The 20,102-nt window shown below is 34.6% G+C and carries 13 protein-coding genes, 7 tRNA genes and 1 rRNA gene; 1 reads left to right on the forward strand and 20 read right to left on the reverse strand.

Translation table 11 applies throughout. From position 1 onward, the window contains the following. From PHD84_04250 to PHD84_04260, 3 genes are all read right to left on the reverse strand, one after another. Positions 1–754, reverse strand: a 16S ribosomal RNA gene (locus PHD84_04250); the annotation flags it as partial. 361 nt (positions 755–1,115) lie between these two features. Then, positions 1,116–2,336 carry a tyrosine--tRNA ligase gene (gene tyrS, locus PHD84_04255; protein ID MDD5637019.1) on the reverse strand — a complete coding sequence of 407 codons (1,221 nt, stop codon included), beginning with the start codon at positions 2,334–2,336 and terminating at the stop codon, positions 1,116–1,118. A 183-nt stretch (positions 2,337–2,519) separates the two neighbouring features. Continuing rightward, positions 2,520–2,996, reverse strand: a complete 477-nt coding sequence (locus PHD84_04260; GenBank protein ID MDD5637020.1) for a QueT transporter family protein — start codon at positions 2,994–2,996, stop codon at positions 2,520–2,522. Between the two features lie 160 nt (positions 2,997–3,156). On the opposite strand from PHD84_04260, the gene PHD84_04265 reads away from it, so the two are divergent. Beyond that, on the forward strand, positions 3,157–5,319 hold the full coding sequence (locus PHD84_04265) for a penicillin-binding protein 1A (GenBank protein ID MDD5637021.1): 2,163 nt from the start codon (positions 3,157–3,159) through the stop codon (positions 5,317–5,319). 10 nt (positions 5,320–5,329) lie between these two features. Here the strand turns inward: PHD84_04265 and PHD84_04270 are convergent, their stop codons facing one another. The 17 genes from PHD84_04270 to PHD84_04350 form a co-directional block, all read right to left on the reverse strand. Continuing rightward, on the reverse strand, positions 5,330–7,702 hold the full coding sequence (locus PHD84_04270; GenBank protein MDD5637022.1) for an endonuclease MutS2: 2,373 nt from the start codon (positions 7,700–7,702) through the stop codon (positions 5,330–5,332). A 126-nt stretch (positions 7,703–7,828) separates the two neighbouring features. Further along, entirely contained in the window at positions 7,829–8,350 is a 522-nt protein-coding gene (locus PHD84_04275; GenBank protein MDD5637023.1) for a CvpA family protein, read from the reverse strand. Positions 8,351–8,402: 52 nt separating this feature from the next. After that, complete coding sequence (gene pheT, locus PHD84_04280; protein MDD5637024.1) at positions 8,403–10,841, reverse strand: phenylalanine--tRNA ligase subunit beta; 2,439 nt, start codon at positions 10,839–10,841, stop codon at positions 8,403–8,405. A gap of 29 nt (positions 10,842–10,870) precedes the next feature. Continuing rightward, the gene (pheS, locus tag PHD84_04285; GenBank protein ID MDD5637025.1) at positions 10,871–11,884 is read right to left on the reverse strand and encodes a phenylalanine--tRNA ligase subunit alpha; all 1,014 of its coding nucleotides are present in this window, start codon (positions 11,882–11,884) and stop codon (positions 10,871–10,873) included. 344 nt (positions 11,885–12,228) lie between these two features. Next, positions 12,229–12,585: a 50S ribosomal protein L20 gene (gene rplT / locus PHD84_04290; GenBank protein ID MDD5637026.1), complete on the reverse strand. Its 357-nt coding sequence runs from the start codon at positions 12,583–12,585 to the stop codon at positions 12,229–12,231. Positions 12,586–12,655: 70 nt separating this feature from the next. Further along, on the reverse strand, positions 12,656–12,853 hold the full coding sequence (gene rpmI / locus PHD84_04295; protein ID MDD5637027.1) for a 50S ribosomal protein L35: 198 nt from the start codon (positions 12,851–12,853) through the stop codon (positions 12,656–12,658). 187 nt (positions 12,854–13,040) lie between these two features. Beyond that, complete coding sequence (infC, locus tag PHD84_04300) at positions 13,041–13,538, reverse strand: translation initiation factor IF-3 (protein MDD5637028.1); 498 nt, start codon at positions 13,536–13,538, stop codon at positions 13,041–13,043. Between the two features lie 201 nt (positions 13,539–13,739). Continuing rightward, positions 13,740–15,659 carry a threonine--tRNA ligase gene (gene thrS, locus PHD84_04305; GenBank protein MDD5637029.1) on the reverse strand — a complete coding sequence of 640 codons (1,920 nt, stop codon included), beginning with the start codon at positions 15,657–15,659 and terminating at the stop codon, positions 13,740–13,742. A 128-nt stretch (positions 15,660–15,787) separates the two neighbouring features. Continuing rightward, positions 15,788–15,862: transfer RNA gene (locus PHD84_04310), tRNA-Val, on the reverse strand. A gap of 25 nt (positions 15,863–15,887) precedes the next feature. Further along, positions 15,888–15,961, reverse strand: a tRNA-Cys gene (locus PHD84_04315). Between the two features lie 35 nt (positions 15,962–15,996). Then, positions 15,997–16,071 (reverse strand) — tRNA-Gly (locus tag PHD84_04320). Positions 16,072–16,084: 13 nt separating this feature from the next. Beyond that, positions 16,085–16,160 (reverse strand) — tRNA-Phe (locus tag PHD84_04325). Positions 16,161–16,187: 27 nt separating this feature from the next. Then, positions 16,188–16,266: transfer RNA gene (locus tag PHD84_04330), tRNA-Asp, on the reverse strand. A gap of 14 nt (positions 16,267–16,280) precedes the next feature. Next, positions 16,281–16,356, reverse strand: a tRNA-Val gene (locus PHD84_04335). Positions 16,357–16,518: 162 nt separating this feature from the next. After that, positions 16,519–16,995, reverse strand: a complete 477-nt coding sequence (gene ssb / locus PHD84_04340) for a single-stranded DNA-binding protein (GenBank protein MDD5637030.1) — start codon at positions 16,993–16,995, stop codon at positions 16,519–16,521. Positions 16,996–17,071: 76 nt separating this feature from the next. Beyond that, positions 17,072–19,567, reverse strand: a complete 2,496-nt coding sequence (gene leuS / locus PHD84_04345) for a leucine--tRNA ligase (GenBank protein ID MDD5637031.1) — start codon at positions 19,565–19,567, stop codon at positions 17,072–17,074. Between the two features lie 106 nt (positions 19,568–19,673). After that, positions 19,674–19,749, reverse strand: a tRNA-Ala gene (locus PHD84_04350). Between the last annotated feature and the right edge of the window lie 353 nt (positions 19,750–20,102).

Consider the following 20,102-nt stretch of genomic DNA (forward strand, 5'->3'; position numbering starts at 1 on the left):
AGCGTCAGGGGTAGACCAGAAAGCCGCCTTCGCCACTGGTGTTCCTCCCGATATCTACGCATTTCACCGCTACACCGGGAATTCCGCTTTCCTCTTCTACCCTCAAGTCCTGAAGTTTCAGCTGACCCTACCAGGTTGAGCCTGGTGATTTCACAGCTGACTTTCAGGACCGCCTACGAGCGCTTTACGCCCAATGATTCCGGACAACGCTTGCTCCTTATGTATTACCGCGGCTGCTGGCACATAATTGGCCGGAGCTTTCTGCTGGGGTACCGTCAAGGCAAAAAGGTATTGTCTTTTTGCTGTTTCTTCCCCCAGAACAGAACTTTACGACCCGAAGGCCTTCATCGTTCACGCGGCGTTGCTGCGTCAGGGTTTCCCCCATTGCGCAAAATTCCCCACTGCTGCCTCCCGTAGGAGTCTGGGCCGTGTCTCAGTCCCAGTGTGGCCGTTCATCCTCTCAGACCGGCTACCCATAGTCGCCTTGGTAAGCCATTACCTCACCAACTAGCTAATAGGACGCGGGCTCATCCGGAAGCGATGGCATTAGAAAGAGGCCATCTTTACCCCGTAGGACTTATGCGGTATTAGCCCCCCTTTCGAGGGGTTATCCCCCGCTACCGGGTAGATTCCCACGCGTTACTCACCCGTCCGCCACTGTACTCGTCTCCCGAAGGAGACTTTCCCGTCAGACTTGCATGTGTTAGGCACGCCGCCAGCGTTTGTCCTGAGCCAGGATCAAACTCTCCGTTCTCTTTAAGGGGATGAAAAAGAGATGAACCGAAATCCGCCTCTTTCCTCTCCCCTTAAAATTGACACCGAAATAGGCTGCCTCTGTGAGTGAGGGCAACCTGATAAAGTTAGATCAAAGCATCTGGCTGGGTGCTATTTGTTTATCAAAGTACAGGACCCCCCGGTTTAAACCAAAGAATGGTTCAACCTTAAGAAGGGCAAATAAGATAGTAACAGAGATAGGGGGAGTTGTCAAGAATTTTTCTAAAAAAATAGATATTTTTTAACTTTAATAATGCTATAGATATTTTAAAGTTAAAACTCTGATGACTAAATTATAATATAAAATCAATATTTTTTCAAGTAGACAAATGCTATAGTATTTAAACTATTTTAATGCGATAAAAATATAATTTACCTATTCTGAGAATATCTCCATCCTTAATTTCTATATCAATATTAGTATACAACACCTTCTCATTGTTGATTTTAATTCCACCCTGTTCAATAATTCGTAAAATATCACCAGTACTTTTAAATAACTTGGTTAGCTTGATAAGTTTTACAATCCACACCTTATTTTCTTTTAAAATTTGATTAGGTAACAACAAATTTTGGATATTTTTTGGAGTTTTCTTTTCCTGAAATACCTTTTGAAAATGTTGTTCTGCTTCATTTGCCTGATCATATCCATGATACATTTTTACTATCTCTTTTGCTAATCTTTTCTTGATAATAAGGGGCGAAACAACATTATCCCTTAATTCCTGTTCAATTTTAGCTATATCAGTATAAGAAGTATCTGTTAATAACTCAAAATAAGCCAATAATAATTTATCAGGTATAGACATTATTTTCCCATACATATCAAAAGGATGCTCATTAATCCCTATATAGTTACCCAGGCTTTTACTCATTTTTTCTACACCATCAGTTCCCTCAATAATAGGCATGGTAATAATAACCTGTGGTTCCTGATGGTATTCTCTTTGCAGTTCTCTTCCTACCAATAAATTAAATTTTTGATCGGTACCACCTAATTCAACATCAGCGCTTAAAGCAATAGAATCGTAGCCCTGCATGAGAGGGTATAAAAATTCATGAATACCAATGGGTTTTTTCTCTTGAAAACGATTAGCAAAATCATCTCTTTCTAGCATACGGGCTACAGTATATTTAGAACATAATTTGATTACCTCTACAAAAGATAATTTCCCTAACCAATTACTATTAAATTCCACTATAGTTTTTTCTGGATTTAGTATCTTAAATACCTGCTCTTTATAAGTTTCAGCATTTCTTTTCACTTCATCTGGTGTTAGCTGTTTTCTGGTAGCAGAACGACCACTTGGATCACCAATCATACCAGTAAAATCACCTATAAGAAAATATACCTCGTGTCCCAGGTCTTGAAAATGTCTTAATTTTCTTAATCCCACTGTGTGACCTAAATGAATATCTGGTGCACTGGGATCAAAGCCTTGTTTAATACGTAAGGGGATTTTGGTCTTTTTAGAATTAACTAATTTTTTTTCTAATTCTTCTTCTGAAATAATCTCTTTTGTTCCTCTTTTAATTATCTTCATTTCTTCAGACAGGTCCATTTTATGTTATTTCTACTCCTTCCTTCTATAAATAATATAGTTAATTAACATCACAGTTGCATAGTGTATGTTGTTAGGAAAATATCCTCCACTAATATCCTGATTTTGAGAACTTTTGGTAAAAAAATAATGTTTAATTAACATATCTTAATCTTTAATGTTAAACCACCTTAGTTCTTATACTCATTTATTATTATTAGTATAAATCCATATTTTTCTCTTTAATAAAATCAACAATAAAGGGTAACCTAATAAATAACAAGCAATTAATTGTCCTAAAAAAATATAACTAACAGTTAACCAATAAGGCAGTTTAAATAAAATATGAATATATAGGCTTACTCCCAGAGAATTTACCACTACCGGTGGAAGAGGTGCAAAAAGTGGCTTTTTCATTTTATAGGTTAAAACTGCTGCTATTAGAGTACATAAACTCCCTCCTAAAACATCAGTAATGCCAAGCCCTCCCCATAAATTTGCTAAAATACATCCTAAGAATAATCCACCAATCGCTGCTGGATCAATAAAGGGCAATACTGCCAATGCTTCAGCAATCCTGACCTGTACTGGACCATAACTAATTGGCGCAAATATTATATTTATGGTAGTATATATTGCAGCAATTAACGCAATACGAACCAGGTAATATGGCTTTAACAATTAAGATTCCTTAAATTTAATAAAAAGTTTTTTTAATTATAGCATATTTCCCTAGAAGTAAAAAAGTTTGACAAATTATAATACAATATATAATGGAGATTAATATCTGTCTTACAATTTTCACAATAATCAAGGATTATAATATTTTTAGGATAATGTTATGAATTCCAGAAAAAAGAATAAGAAATCAAAAAATCACTCACTCTTTCCAAAAATATTCTCCCTATCTCTATTTTTATTGATTTTATCCTTTGTATTATCTCTCACCTTCTTAATCTCACTTTCCAGCCAAAAAATGGGTGAAATAGTAAAAAGTAGTAATTTTATGAGTCCTGTTACCAGTAAGGTATATGATATCAATGGAAAGCTTATCACTGAATTTTTTCAGGAAAATCGTACACCTATTTCTTTATCAGAGATACCATCAAATCTTATTAATGCCTTTATAGCGATTGAAGATACTAATTTTTATAAACACCATGGAATATCAATTCGTGGTATCATCAGGGCTATGGTTGAAAATTTTAAAGAAAGCGGAAGATTTTTCCAGGGTCAGGGTGGCAGTACAATCACCCAACAATTAGCAGTCAACACATTCTTAACCAGAGAAGAAAAATTATCTCGAAAAATAAAAGATGCCCTGCTGGCTTTACAGATTGAAAGAACTTTTACTAAAGATGAAATTCTGGAAATGTATCTGAATCTTATTTACTTCGGTCATGGAGCCCATGGTATAGTCTCCGCCGCAACATTATACTTTGATAAGCCGGCCTCAGAGCTTTCACTTGCTGAAAGTGCTCTAATAGCTGGAATTCCACGAAGACCTTACTTTTATTCTCCATTTATAAATTTAGAAGCTTCTTTAAAAAGGAAAAATATAATCCTAAAAAGAATGTTTGATCTGGGATATATCAAAGAAAATGAATATCTCCAAGCGAGAGAAGAAGAAATAATATTAAACCATAATAGAGATTCTCAGGAGATTGCTCCTCATTTCTCCAGTTACATAAGAACAATATTATTAGATAAGTACGGAGTTAATATGGTATTTAAGGGTGGTTTGAAGATTTATACCACACTTGATCTAAGCTTACAGGAAAAGGCCAAAGATGCTTTCTTAAAAAGTGGACGGGAGGGAGCCTTAATTGCTATTGAACCTTACACTGGCCATATAAAAGCAATGGTGGGTGGGAAAAACTATGAAGAAAGTGAATTTAATAGAGCTACTCAAGCTTATCGTCAGCCTGGATCTTCTTTTAAAACCTTTGTTTATCTGACTGCTATAGAAAAAAGGATTTCTCCTAGTTTAATAATGGAAGACTCCCCGGTTGTATACGAAAATGGTTGGTCTCCTAAAAATTATGAAAAGGAGTTTAGAGGTCCAGTTACCTTGAGAGAGGCTTTTGAAGATTCTATAAATGTAATTGGAGTAAAATTATTAGAAAGAGTTGGGGTTAGAGATGTAATACAAAATGCTCAAAAAGCAGGAATAAAAAGTACCCTACGGCCAGATCTTTCTCTAGCTCTTGGTACTTCGGAAGTAACACCTTTAGAAATGGCTTCGGCTTATGCAACTATCGCTAATATGGGTACCTATATTGAACCAACTGCCATAATCAAAGTTGAAGACTATAATGGAAAGATACTGGAACAGAATCAAATTATTAAGAAAAAGGTTTTTTCAGAAGACATATGTTATACCCTAATTAAATTAATGGAAGGTGTCATTGTAAGAGGTACTGGTTTTAATGCCAGAATTGGTAGACCTGCCGCAGGAAAAACAGGCACAACTGATGAATTTATCGATGCCTGGTTTGTTGGATTTACCCCGGAATTGGTATGTTCTGTCTACATTGGTAATGATGATCGAAAACCTCTTGGCAACAGAATTACTGGTGGCATAGTAGCTGCTCCTATCTGGCATGATTTTATGGCTAATTCACTACAAGATAAACCAATAAGTGAATTTCCCAGACCAAAGAATGTTACAGAAATGTTGGTATGTGCCAAAACTGGACTAATACCCAGCAACAAGTGTGCCAACACTGTTTCAGTGACATTTCTTTCCGGCACCGAACCCACTCAAACCTGTTATGAAGGTGCCGGTTTACTTCCTGAATATGTTGTTGAATCAAGCCCACCTGTAGAGGAAGTGCCAGTTATCTCTGGTGAAAAGAATTTTCCCTTGCTGGAAGAAATAGAAATACTGCAAAAAGATGGTATGGATGATGGAATTACTAAGCCCGAGGAAACAAAAAAAGAAACATTACAGTCATTAGTTAATGAGTTAAGAAAAAGATTAGAGCAAAGAAGTAAAGATTAAACCACTAATTTTAAAAATAAACCACTGTTACTCCATTCCCGCCTTCATAATTTTCTCCATAACGGTAATTTTTTATATATTTAAGCTTTTCCAGGAGATGAGCGACTGTTTTCCTCAAAATACCTTTCCCCTTACCGTGGACAATGTATACAGGGGATATATTCAAGAGAAAAGCATCATCAAGGTATTTTTCCAGTCTAACGCTGGCTTCACCAGCATTCATATGACGAATATCTATTTCATTTTTAAAATAAGCTTTTTTCTCAATATGATCTTCCTGCAGCGAAACTGTTTGTTTACTAAATTTATTCTCTTTTTCTCTTTGTTCTAAACCAGTTTTATCTAATTTTTTTATATCGTCAACAGAAACTCTTAATTTTATATTACCCGCCTGCACAGTATATTGGTGCTTCTTATCATTCTTCTCCAGAATAATCCCTTCCTTCTGCAAACTCTTAATAACAACATAATCGCCTTCCTTAAAAAATCTGGCTTCTTCAGGAATTAAATCATATTTTTCAACCTGATTTTTAATCTCTTTTTTTACATTCTCTAGAGCAATGATTTGCTTTGTATATTTTCCCGGTATATCTTTATTTTTCCTTAGAGCAGAAATTATTTCTCTTGCTTTGGTTTGAGCAGTGGCGATTATCTTCTCGGCTTCTTGATAAGCTGCCAGCTTTATTTTGATCTTCTCTTTGTCCAGAGCATTAATCCTTTCTTCCAGTTCTTTCTTTAACTTTTTTATTTCTAGCTCTTCTGCTTTCATATATTTCAAACTTTCGGCAATTTGGATTCTATCTTTTTCCATTCTCTTAATTAAATTTTCCAGATCTAATTTTTCTCTTTCTAAATATCCCTCTGCATTCTTTAGAACAAGATCGGGTAACCCTAATCTTTGAGCAACAGCAAAAGCACAGCTTTTACCTGGAAGACCAATAGATATTTTAAAAGTTGGTTGCAGTGTTTTTTCATCAAACTCTACTCTAGCATTCCTTATTCCCTCGGTAAGATAGGCATATGCTTTTAGACTATCATGGTGGGTAGTACTTAAGACCTTACTTCCTTTCTCTCTTAATAAATCAAGAAAAGCCATAGCTAAAGCTGCGCCTTCAGAGGGATCAGTCCCGGCTCCTAATTCATCCAGTAATACCAGAGAGCATTGATCAACACTATCCAATATATTTATTATATTTCTCATATGGGAAGAAAAAGTACTTAAATTCTGTTCTATGCTCTGTTCATCGCCAATATCAGCAAATATCTGCTTAAAAATAGCTATTTCACTATCTACTGCTGCAGGAATATGCAATCCTGATTGGGCCATCAAATTCAACAACCCAACCGTCTTAAGAGTTACTGTCTTTCCCCCAGTGTTGGGTCCGGTAATTATTAAAGTATCAAACTTGTCACCTAATTCAATATCAATAGGAACTACCTTATTTTTCAAAAGAGGATGCCTTGCTTGAAATAGACGTATTATACCGTTAGTATTTATTTTTGGCTCAATAGCATTCATTTTTTTACTTATCTCCGCTTTAGCATTTATCAGATCTAATTCGCCTAAATATTTCAGATTAGATAAAATATCCTCTCCACTCTCTCCCACTAAAGCAGTTAATCTTTGTAGTATTCTGTATTCTTCCTTTTTTTCTTCCTGAAATAGCTCTCTTAACTCGTTATTGAATTCCACTACAATTAATGGTTCCACAAAGACAGTGAGGCCGCTTTCAGACTTATCATGTATCACTCCCGGAAATTTACTTTTTTCTTGCTGTTTCACCGGGATAACATATCTTCCCTGACGAATAGTAATAATATCATCCTGAATAAGGGAGCGGTTTTGAGGGTCCCTAATAGTATTCTCTAATCTATCTCTTATTTTCTTTTCAATACTACTTATTTTTTGTCTTATCTTTTTCAGCAAAGGACTGGCATCATCTACAATCTCTGCTTCTTCATTGATACAATCTTTAATTGTTTTTTCTAATACTCGAAAATACTTTAGAGCAAAAGCTCTTTTCTTAATTAAGGGAATTTCTTCTGCAGAATATTTTTCAAAAAACTCCTTCGTTTGATGAAAGCATTCCAGGATTTTAACAATATAAGCTAGAGTTTTGGCACTTAGAATGCTATCCAGTATTTCAGCTTCCTTTATATACGCTTCAATATCTTTTTCTAAAGGGATAATAGGGAAACGACCAAACTGTTCTAACACATTCTTCATCTCAGTTGTTTCTTTTTGCCACTGTTTTATTATAGTAATATCTGAAGATGGCTGAAGTTCTTTTAATTGTTGTTTCGCTAAGAAGGTAAAAAGCTCTTTCTTTAATAATTCTTTTATCTTAAAATAATCTAACACTTCAAAAAGATGTTTATTCATAAAGATCTTCAGGGAAACAATACCCTTTAATCCTTCTATCTATTTTTTGATCCATTTTAATTTTTATAAATCCTATCTGATAATTCTGTTAAAATTTATTGCTTTTAAAAAACTCATTTCCAATTTTTAGATATTAATATTTTGATATAATCTTTCTCTTAAATATTCAGTTTCAAACTGAAAATGTCCTGGTAACCATTCTCGTACAGAATTATATATAATTATTAAGCTATCCAGTAGAGGCTTAGCTAAAATAGAATCCGATATCTGAGTTCTCATTTCTAATGGTAACGGAATAAAATTTACCAGGAATAATAACAAGCTTACTATAATTGCACCCCTGATAAATCCGAATAATGAACCACCTAAATTGTTTATCCAATTTAAAAATAATAACGCTACAATTCGGCTTAATATTGTTTCTAGTATTCTAAAACATAATATAACCACAATAAAAATAATAATAAAACTAATTATATTAGATAAGGCTTGATTCCACTTGAATTGCTTTATGAGAAAAACGCTTAGGTCATGATACCAGAATATTGAAATAAAAATGGCAGAAACTAATCCTATCAATGTTAATATTTCCGCAATAACACCTCTTTTAAAACCTAGACATACATTAAATAAGACAATTATAAGAATGATTAAATCAACTAAGTTAATGATTTCTAAAAGCCTCCTGAAATCAATTAAATTATTGTCTTAAGTTTGCCTGAAAGAGTGCATTCAATCTTATTGTAACATTTTCCATTATTTTGTCGACTTCAATATCCGTTAAAGTTCTATCATCAGCCTGAAAAAATATTGAAAAAGCTATGCTTTTGTTACTTGGTTTAATCTTTTCCCCTCTAAAAATATCAAATAATTCTACTCTCTTAATAATATCCTGTCCTACTTCTAAAACTTCCTTTTTTATCTGGGTAAAATTTACATTCTCAGGAACTTCTATTGCTATATCTCTTTGGGTATAAGGATATTTAGGTAAAGACCGAAAAGTGACTTCTCTATTAATCAATGGATACAGTTCTGCATAATCCAACTCGAATAATAAAATATTCCCTGGTACATCTAAACATTTGGCAATATCCTGATGCAACTCACCAAAAAAGGCTATCCTCTTGTTTCCACTCTTTATTAAGCCATTCTTTTGGGGATGAAAAAAGGGTAGATTCCCGGGTAAATAATCTATATCCCTTATCATTAATGCATCAAAGAGGGATTCTAAAATTCCTTTCAGGTAAAATATATCCCAGTTTTCTGATTTATCCCATATATTCCCCCTGCCTATTTTAGCTATTCCCCCAGCTATCATTAATTTTTCAACAGGCAGAGAATCGCCCTCAAGCTTACTTTGAGGAAAATAAATCCTTCCGATTTCAAATAATTTTATTTTTCCCATACTATGATTTACATTCCATTGAATTGTCTTAAGTAAACCTGGTATCAAAGTGGTTCTCATGATGGTTTGCTCTTGAATTAGTGGATTAGCTAATTTGACTGTCTGACGAAAATAGTGAGAAGATGGTAATTTCAGCCAATCAAAACATTTTGGAGTAATCATACTATAGCTAATTATCTGATGCATACCGCAACCAACCAGAAAACTCCTTATTTTATCCACAATTTTTTGTCTATTGCTTTTACCTTCCTGTATCACCGTAGATTTAAACAAAGTAGAGGGAATGTTTTCATAACCAAATATCCTGGCAATTTCTTCAATAACATCTACATCTCTTTGTACATCACTCCTAAAACTGGGAGGTGTAAGTTCTAAATAATTATCAATCTCATGATTGATTTTAAATTCCAACTTAGTTAAAATATCAACAACTTTTTCTGTAATCTCACTATTGTTGTTAGCGATTGTGGTTCCTAAAACCCTACTTATTTTAGGCAGATAAAGTTTGATTGGCTTTGTCCTGCTCAATTGTTTACTGTATTGGTTTATGACTCCAGAAAGAAGCTTGCCTGAGGTAAGTTGGGTTATAAGATAAGCAGCTCTATTCAGAGCAAAAACCTGGCCAAATGGATCTATGCCTTTTTCAAAACGATTAGAAGCATCTGTCCTCAAAGTAAAATAGTGACTGGTTCTTCTATTATTAACTGCATCAAAATATGCTGATTCCAAAAATACGTCTTTTGTAGTAGTCTTAATTTCAGAATTCTCACCTCCCATAACACCCGCTAAGGCAATAGCTCGATCGCAATCAGCAATAACCAGATTATCTTTTGTTAATATCCGTTCAATGCCATCTAAAGTCCTAAATTTTTCCCCGGGATTAGCTCTGCGAATGATTATTTTCTGACCATGAATAAAATTAAGGTCAAAGGCATGAAGAGGCTGTCCCGTCTCCATCATAACATAATTAGTCACATCAACTATGTTATTAATTGGTCTGATGCCCAGTAAAAATAATTTCCATCTTAACCAGAATGGTGAATGTTTCACCTGCAATTCCCTAATTATTCTGCCAGCATAGCGAGGACAAAGATCTTCATCCTCTACTTCCACTGATATACAATCGGTTATCAATTCCTCTGTTTCTACTAACTTTATCTCCGGTAATCGTAAGGTTTTCCCGGAAAAAGCTGATATTTCCCGAGCAATCCCAATTATACTCAATAAATCAGGGCGATTGGAGAAAATTTCAAAATCAAAAATTACATCATCTACCATTCCTGTTAAATTTTCAATCCTTTCTCCTAAAGGTAAGTTCTTATCTAAGATTAATACACCGGGTGATTTGCTCTTCTCCAATCCCAATTCGGAAGCTGAACAAATCATCCCCTGTGAATATACTCCTTGAATTATTTTCTCTTCAATCTTTCCTAATCCTGGTAAAGCACCACCTTCCAATACTACCGGAACATAATCTCCTACTTTCATATTTCTTGCACCACAAACAACTTCTAATGTTCTACTTTTAATATCTACTGTACAAACCAATAGATTACTATTGTTATGGACAGGTTTAATATCAGCTATTTTCCCTACCAATACTCCCTGAACCTCTTTAAATATTGGAGTAGTATGTTCAGCAACAATACCATTCATAGAAAGCCGTTCAGCTAGTTCTTCCGGTGATAAATTAATATCTACATACTCTTTTAATAAATTATATGAGACCTGCATGAAACCCATCCTCCCTATAAATTTCCATTCTATTTAAATTGAGTTAAGAAGCGCAAATCATTTTCAAAAAATAAACGAATATCATTAATACCATATTTAAGCATGGCAATTCTTTCAGCACCCATTCCAAAGGCAAAACCAGTATATTTTTCAGTATCATAGCCAACCATCTCTAAAACATGTGGATGAACCATACCGGCACCCATAATCTCTAACCAGCCGCTATAGCCACAGGATGGGCAACCTTTACCCTTACACAATCCACAAGATACATCAACCTCAGCTCCTGGTTCTACAAAAGGAAAATACCCCGGTCTAAATCTAATAATTCTATCTTTTCCAAAAATCTGCTTACAAAATTCTGCTATTACACCTTTTAAATCAGCCAGAGAAATATCTTTGTCTACTGCTAATCCCTCTATCTGATGAAACATTGGAGTATGAGTATTATCTATAGAATCCCGGCGATAACATTTTCCGGTGGAAATTATTCTTACTGGAGGTGACTGATTCTCCATTGTTCTGACCTGCATTGGAGAGGTTTGAGTTCTTAAAAGAATATCCGACGTAATATAAATGGAATCCTGATCATCCCTTACCGGATGGTCTTTAGGTATGTTTAATGCTTCAAAATTATAATAGTCAAGTTCAATTTCGGGACCATCGACTATACAAAATCCCATTCCTAGAAAAATTTCTTCAGTAGCTTTCAGGATTAGTTCAATTGGATGAATAGTTCCTGATATAAAGTTTCTACCGGGAATGGTAATATCAATCTGCTCATCTTCTTTAGATTCCTCTTTTAATAATTCCCTATCTTTTTCTGTTATCATTATTTGAAAGTCTTCTTTTATTTGATTGAGCAACATACCAGCCTTGGGTTTATCTTCTGCTGGTAAGGAAGCAATTCTTTTTAACATTTGAGTCACCAAACCTTTGCGACCTATATATTCGTTTTTAATACCCTTCAATTCTTCCTTATTATTTATAGCAGCAATTCTTTTATTGAATTGTTCTATTAAATTTTTAATTTCTTTCTCCAAAGATATCCCTCCTTATAAAAAAAAGAAGTCTATAATTTTTCCCATTAAAGGGACGAAAATTATAAACTTCTCCGCGTTACCACCCTTTTTGACTTATTACTATTCAAGTCCAAACTTATTTTATCTGTAACGGAATAACCCGTCCTGACCTATTCTTCAATTTTCAGTCGGCTTTTTAAAAGTGAAATTCGACAAAGCCAGCTATTTTATGTTCTTAAATAAAATAACACAGGCTTTCTCTACTATCTTTTAATTTTTTTCTTTATATTCTTCCCATACTTTCTCTTTATGGTTGCCATAAATCTGCTTGTTATAAATACATCATCGATATCATAAAGAAATAATTATTTGCTCTCCGCTGTTGATAGTTTTACCAGCTGGCTAAAACCTTCATAATGATGAACAGCTATTTCTGCTAACATTTTTCGATTTATTTGTATGTTAGCTTTCTTAAGTCCATTCGTAAATTGACTATAGGAAATGCCTTCCTTTTTAGCAGCAATACCAATACGGGTAATCCAGAGACGCCGAAAATCTCTCTTTCGAGCTCTTCTATCACGATAAGCATAAGATAAAGACTTTCTAACTGCATCTTTGGCTGAACGTAATAACTTGCTCTTGCCACCCCAGTATCCTTTAGCAGACTTAAGAATCTTTTTTCTTCTATTTCTCGAAGCAACACTACTACTTACTCTTGGCATGACTTTCTCCCCTCATTTAACTCTTGATTCATTTTAAAAATATTATTTTTATAAAGAATAAAGACAAATTTTATAAATAAGGCAATAAATGTTTTATTCTTTTACTATCACTTTGATCAACTACGGTCGACTTAGCTAATTGTCTCTTTCTCTTAGCTGATTTTTTGGTCAATATATGACTTTTATAAGCTTTAGAACGTTTGATTTTCCCTGATTCTGTTATTTTAAAACGTTTTGCAGCTCCACGATGTGTTTTCATTTTTGGCATGAATATTATTCCTCCATCTAATATATACAAGGGGAAAAGGGGGATTCTTCTCCTTGAAAATTGCTTGAATTAAGCTTATTTAATATTTATTTATCCCACCAATTTTAAATATTTTTTAAAATTCCTTTTAAGACAAATGATTTTTTGAAATGTTGATTCTCTAAAATTCTATCATATTATCTTAATTTTAACTATTTTTATTAGAAATAAGAATTAAAGTCATATTTCTTCCTTCTAATTTCGGTTTTCTTTCTACTTTAGAAAACTCACTTGTTTCCGCTACAACTCGGTCTAAAAGCTCTCTACCAGATTCAACAAATTTCATTTCCCTCCCCCTGAACATTACCGTCACCTTAACGCGATTGCCATCCTGTAAAAACTTATGAATCTGTCTTTTTTTGAAATCATAATCATGCTCTCCAATGTTTGGACGTATTTTGATTTCTTTTAGAGCAGTAGCCTTCTGTTTCTTTTTACCCAATTTTGCTCTTTTTTCTATCATATAACGATATTTACCATAGTCCATAATGCGACAAACAGGGGGGCTGGCATCAGGGGACACCTCCACTAAATCCAGGTTGTTTTTTTGTGCTTCTGTTAACGCTGTTTCTCTATCAACCAAGCCAAGCTGTTTTCCATCATGACCAATCAAACGAATTTTTTGGGCTTTAATTTCATGATTCACCCGAAAAGTAGATTTTGACTTTATTTCACATTCCTCCTTTTATAGCTCACTCTATGTAATAAGTATAACAAATGATTAAAAATCTCGTTAAATGAATATAGCATATTGTTTTTTTTTAGTCAACATTGAGTTTTCTGGCTATCACCCTGTCCTTTCAGTAAATAATCATTTTAATATTTATTAGCTAAAACATATCCATTTTTATGGTAGAGATTTTTCCCTAATTTCTTCATTAATCAAGCTAATATATTGTTCAATAGCTGCCGCTCCTAAATCACCTTTCCCTCTCTTTCTGATATTGACAGATGAATTAGCTACTTCCTGATCTCCAAAAATTAACATATAGGGGATTTTCTGCATTTCTGCTTTCCTTATTTTTGCCCCTATTTTTTCATTATTTTCATCAAGTTCCACTCGAATATTCTGCTCAGTTAGTATCTTTACTAAGTTTTTACCATATTCAATATGTCGATCTGCAATAGGTAACAGTTTCACCTGAACCGGAGCAATCCAGGTAGGTAAGGCACCGGCAAATTGTTCAATTAATATACCTATAAAACGTTCTAAACTACCCATAATCGTTCTATGTAACATAACCGGTCGTTCTTTTTCACCTTGAGGATTTATATAGTAAAGATCAAATTTTTCCGGCATAAGAAAATCAAGCTGTATGGTACCACATTGCCAGTTCCTCCCCAGGCAATCCTTAAGATGAAAATCAATTTTAGGTCCATAAAAGGCTCCATCGCCCTCATTAATCTTATAAGAAATCCCTTTATCATCTAAAGCACTTTTCAGATTATTTATAGCCTTATCCCATACTTCATCAGAACCCATGGCATTTTCCGGCTTAGTGCTTAATTCAATATGATAATCAAATCCAAAAGTCTGATAGAAAAACCCTTCAAAATCAATAAGATTCTGAACTTCTTCAATTATCTGAGATGGCATCATATAAATATGAGCGTCATCCTGAGTAAAGGAGCGAACCCGAAATAAACCATGTAACACCCCTGATAACTCATGACGATGAACCAATCCCAACTCAGCTATCCTTAAAGGAAATTCCTTGTAACTATGCAATCTATTTTTGTATATCAGAACGCCACCGGGACAGTTCATAGGTTTTACCGCAAAATCCTGATCATCTATTTTGGTAAAATACATATTCTCTTTATAGTGATCCCAATGACCGGATTGCATCCATAATGATTTATTCAGAATAATTGGAGTCTTAATCTCCTGATATCCTCTTTTACGATGCTCTTCTCGCCAATAATCTTCCAGTAAATTTCGAATAATCATGCCTCTGGGATGAAAAAATGCAAAACCAATACCCTCGTCATGAAAACTATATAAATCAAGATCTTTTCCTATTTTACGATGATCTCTTCTTTTGGCTTCTTCTAATAATTGTAAGTAGTTATCTAAGGCTTCCTGGGAATCAAAAGATATGCCATATATTCTCTGTAACATTTTATTCTTTTCATCACCACGCCAGTAAGCACCAGCCACACTTAATAATTTAAATGCTTTTATCTTCCTGGTAGAAGGAACATGTGGACCACGGCATAAATCAATAAAATCTCCCTGTTGGTATACAGTTACCCATTCCTCTGGAATCTCCTTTAACAATTCTACCTTATATACTTCGCCTTTCTGTTCAAATAAACGAACTGCATCTTCTTTCTTTAAAATCTTCTTTTGCAAAGGAATGTTCTTTTTTACTAGCTCTTTCATCTTCTTTTCAATTACCATAAAATCTTCGGGAGAAAAGGTATGATCTGAATCAAAATCATAATAGAAGCCTTCCTCAATCGCCGGGCCAATAGCAATTCTAGTACCGGGATATAATTCTTGAACTGCCTGTGCCAATATATGTGATGAACTATGAAAAAATATTTTTTTTCCTTCTTTACTCTGGTAAGTAATAACTTCTATCCTATCTCCCTCTTGTGGTTTATCAAAAAGATCTTTTTTAAAATTTTGAGTTTTTACCGCTAAAGCTTGTTCAGCTAATCCGGAATCATATTGTTTTATTAGATCATAGAAGGTTATTTCTGAATCAACATTAACCTTTCTTCCGTCCACGTCCAATAGTATAATGTTAATCTTCCCCATTAATTTCACTCCTAAAACAAAAAAACTCACGTTAACTGACATGAGGTTTTTCTGAAATACTCATTGTTATCGTTATCAAATTTAATAATTTATTTCCTTCCAGGATTATTCAAAAAAGTTATAAAAAATGGTGGGCGGTACTGGGATTGAACCAGTGACCTCTTCCGCGTCAAGGAAGCATTCTTCCACTGAACTAACCGCCCAATCAACCAATGTTATTTTTATAACTGGAGGCGGCACTCGGATTTGAACCGAGGATGAAGGATTTGCAGTCCTCTGCCTTCCCGCTTGGCTATGCCGCCTCAAATATAGTAATTAAAAAATACTATTAGTACAATGGAGCGGAAAACGGGATTTGAACCCGCGACCCTCGCCTTGGCAAGGCGATGCTCTACCGCTGAGCTATTTCCGCAAAACAATATAATTGGTGCCGAGACCCAGAGTTGAACTGGGGACACGTGGATTTTCAGTCCACTGCTCTACCGACTGAGCTATCTCGGCAATAACCTCTTTTTTCATTAAAGAAAATGGCGGGGTCGACGGGATTTGAACCCGCGTTCTCCTGCGTGACAGGCAGGCGTGTTAAACCGAACTGCACTACGACCCCTCTTTTAAATCAAATGGTAGGCGGAACAGGGCTTGAACCTGTGACCCCTGGCTTGTAAAGCCAGTGCTCTCCCTACTGAGCTATCCGCCCACAAATTATCTTCTCATAAACTGCAAGGTTTATTATAACATCTCTTTTTTTCTTTGTCTATATAAACTGACAAAAAGATATATTTTTTGATAATGAATATACTTCTATATATTAAAACTATGATATGATTGGGACAACTAAATTAAATATATCCGTCTATAATTAGAAGGGAATATCTTCTTCATTAGAATCTTCATCAACCAAGCTATTTTCTTCTTCTGCATTCTCTTCACCTGAATCCTCTTCCTTGTACGCTCCTGCCTTGGGATATTTATCATCAGTTGTACTATCAAGATCCTTCAGATAGTCTAAAAATTGAATAGTTCTGGCACTAATCTCAAAAGTAATCCTCTTATTCCCTTCTCTATCCTGCCAACTATTAGACCTTAATTCTCCATTAACAGCAATTCTTCTTCCCTTTTTTAAAAATTGAGAACAATATTCTGCCTGTTTGCCCCAGACTGATATGTTGATAAACAGAGTGTCTTCTACATTAGTTCCTTCTTGATTTTTATAACTGCGATTAATTGCCAGACCAAATCTACAAACTGCTCTTCCAGAAGGTGTATACCTTAATTCAGGATCTCTGGTTAGACGACCGATACCAACAAAGCAATTTAAATCACCAAAAGAAGCCATTTTAATTCCTCCTTATTAAAAAAGATGTTACATCATATCAATATTTTAAAACACCAATGATAAAACATATGGTTATTTAATGAATTACAATATTTACCAGCTTACCGTGTATATTTATAATCTTATCAATATTTTTACCTTTAATCCACTTTTTAATTTTTGGCAATTCTAGTACGGTCTTTCTTATCATCTCATCAGAACTGTCAGTAGGGACTTTAATTTTATCACGTAGCTTACCATTTATTTGTATAATAATTAATATCTGTTCTTCTTTAATTAGTTGGCTATTAAATTGAGGCCAGCTTTCGAAATAAATACTTCGTTCATTTCCAATTTCATGCCATAATTCTTCACAAAAATGAGGAACTATAGGACCGAGCAATTTAATAGTGATCTCAATTGTTGCTTTCAAGATTGCTTTTTCTGATTCATTTATTTGGGTTAATTTTACCTTTAGACCATATAGCTCATTAACTAACTCCATGATGGCGCTTATTGCCGTGTTAAAATGAAATCTTTCTTCAATATCCTCTGTTACTTTTTTTATGGTTTGATGTGTTTTCCTTTCCAATTTTTTAAATTCCTTGCTCACTGTATTTTCAACTATCCTTTTAGGCAAGCCTTCTTCCTGAAATAATTTTCGATATTGATGAACTATTCGCCAAATCCGGTTTAAGAAACGAGAAGCTCCTTCAATACCCTTTTCACTCCAATCCATATCGAGTTCAGGGGGACCGGCAAAGAGAATCATTAGTCTGGTTGAATCAACACCATATTGATTAAAAATATTGCCAGGGGTAACTACATTTCCTTTTGATTTAGACATTGCTGCTCCATCTTTACAGACCATTCCCTGGGTAAAAAGCCTCTTGAAAGGTTCTTTAAATTTTAGATAACCCATATCGTATAAAGCCTTTACAAAAAATCGGGAATATAAAAGGTGTAAAATAGCATGTTCCACCCCACCTATATATTGATCTACCGGCATCCAGTAATGTAGTTCATTTTCATCAAATGGTCTATCATCCAGATGGGGAGAACAAAAGCGAAGGTAATACCAGGAAGAACAGACAAAAGTATCCATAGTATCGGTATCTCTACTGGCATCTTGACCACATTGAGGACAGGTAGTATTTAAAAATTGCTTACTGGAAAGTAATGGTGATAATCCAGTTGGTTTAAAATCAACATCATCAGGTAAATATACCGGTAAGTCCTTTTCTGGTACAGGAATCATTCCGCATTTAGGACAATAAACAATTGGTATAGGTGCACCCCAGTAACGCTGCCTGGAAATCAACCAATCCCTTAAGCGATAATTAATCTCTCTTTTTCCGAATCCTTTCTCTTCAAGGTATTTTATTATCATTTCTCTCCCTTTATGGCTGGGCAAACCATTAAATCTTCCTGAATTAATCATTATACCTTCTTGATCAAAGGCTTCCTGGATACTATTATCTAAAAGGTGAGAATTCTCAGGTTGAATAACTACCCTTACTGGCAGATTATATTTTCGAGCAAATTCAAAATCTCTCTGATCATGTGCTGGTACTCCCATAACCATTCCGGTACCATATTCCATCAGTACATAATTTGCCAACCAGATTGGAACTTTGTCCTGATTTAAAGGATTTATAACATATTGACCGGTAAAACATCCTCTCTTTTCAGTTAGGGTAATATTCTTCTCAGTAATATTTTCCCTAAAGAATTCCTCTTTAAATTTTCTCACTTTTTCCTCATACTCTGTACCCTTAACCAGCTTATCTACTATAGGATGCTCGGGGGAAAGAACAAAAAAGGTAACTCCATAAAGAGTATCCGGTCTGGTAGTAAAGACAGAAAAGGTTTGATTTGTACCCATAATACTAAATTTTACCTGTGCTCCATCGCTTTTACCAATCCAATTTTTTTGCATCATTAATACTCGCTCAGGCCATTCTTCTAAAAGATTCATATCATCTAAAAGTTGTTGAGCATAATGGGTAATCTTGAAGAACCACTGCGATAGTTCTTTTTTTGTTACTTCTGCTCCACATCTCTCACATTTTCCATTAACAACCTGTTCGTTTGCCAATACTGTGGCACAGGAAGGACACCAATTAACTACCGCTTTCTTCTTATAAGCAAGGCCATTTTTATAAAGTTGTAAAAACATCCACTGAGTCCATTTATAGTATTCAGGGCTGCAAGTAGAAAGCTCGCGTCTCCAGTCATAGCTTATTCCCATTGATAAAAGGGTATTCTTCATCTTTTTTATATTTTCCTGCGTCCATATAGCTGGATGAATCTGATGTTTGATAGCAGCATTCTCGGCAGGTAAGCCAAATGAATCCCAACCCATAGGGTGCAATATATTGAAACCTCTATTGCGTTTATAACGCGCTACCACATCTCCGATAACATAATTCTTAACATGTCCCATATGTGGCTCACCGGATGGGTAAGGAAACATTTCCAGTACATAATATTTTTTATTACCAGATTCTATATTGCTTTGAAATAATCCCTGACTATACCAATATTGTTGCCACTTTTGTTCTATTTTCCTAAAATCATATTTCTCTTTCATTGTATTATTTCACTCCTTAGAATAGAAAAATCCCGCCACCTGTAATAACAATATTACCAGGGACGAGATTTACCCGTGGTACCACCCTATTTTAGTAGATAAGTAATGGTGGAGCTGGCGGGAATCGAACCCGCGACCTCCTCCACGCCAAGGAGGCACTCTCCCTACTGAGCTACAGCCCCATCTACCCTTCTTCTTCTTTAACGTGAAAAACGTCCTAAGTTATTGTTTTTAAAACTTTCACTTGGAAAAATTACAGGTGAGTTTCTAGGAATCTAGTATCAGTTTCCACCAACCACTGACTCTCTTTAACTCAATAATTCCAATTATTTGCCTGTAAAAGTTTCTTCTTTATTATCTATTAGAAAAGCTTATTAATTATAATAAATTGTAAAATAAAAGTCAATTAATCGATCAAGCAATAACTCCTTTTAGCGGGTAGTTCGTAACATACCAAAAAGAGGTATAATCTATTGATTTAATTGTTACCATTATCTAATAATGTTATTTTTCAAGTAATATAAAAACTTCATGA

The sequence above is a fragment of the Atribacterota bacterium genome, from assembly GCA_028717805.1.
In the GTDB taxonomy this organism is placed as follows: Bacteria; Atribacterota; Phoenicimicrobiia; order Phoenicimicrobiales; family Stramentimicrobiaceae; genus Stramentimicrobium.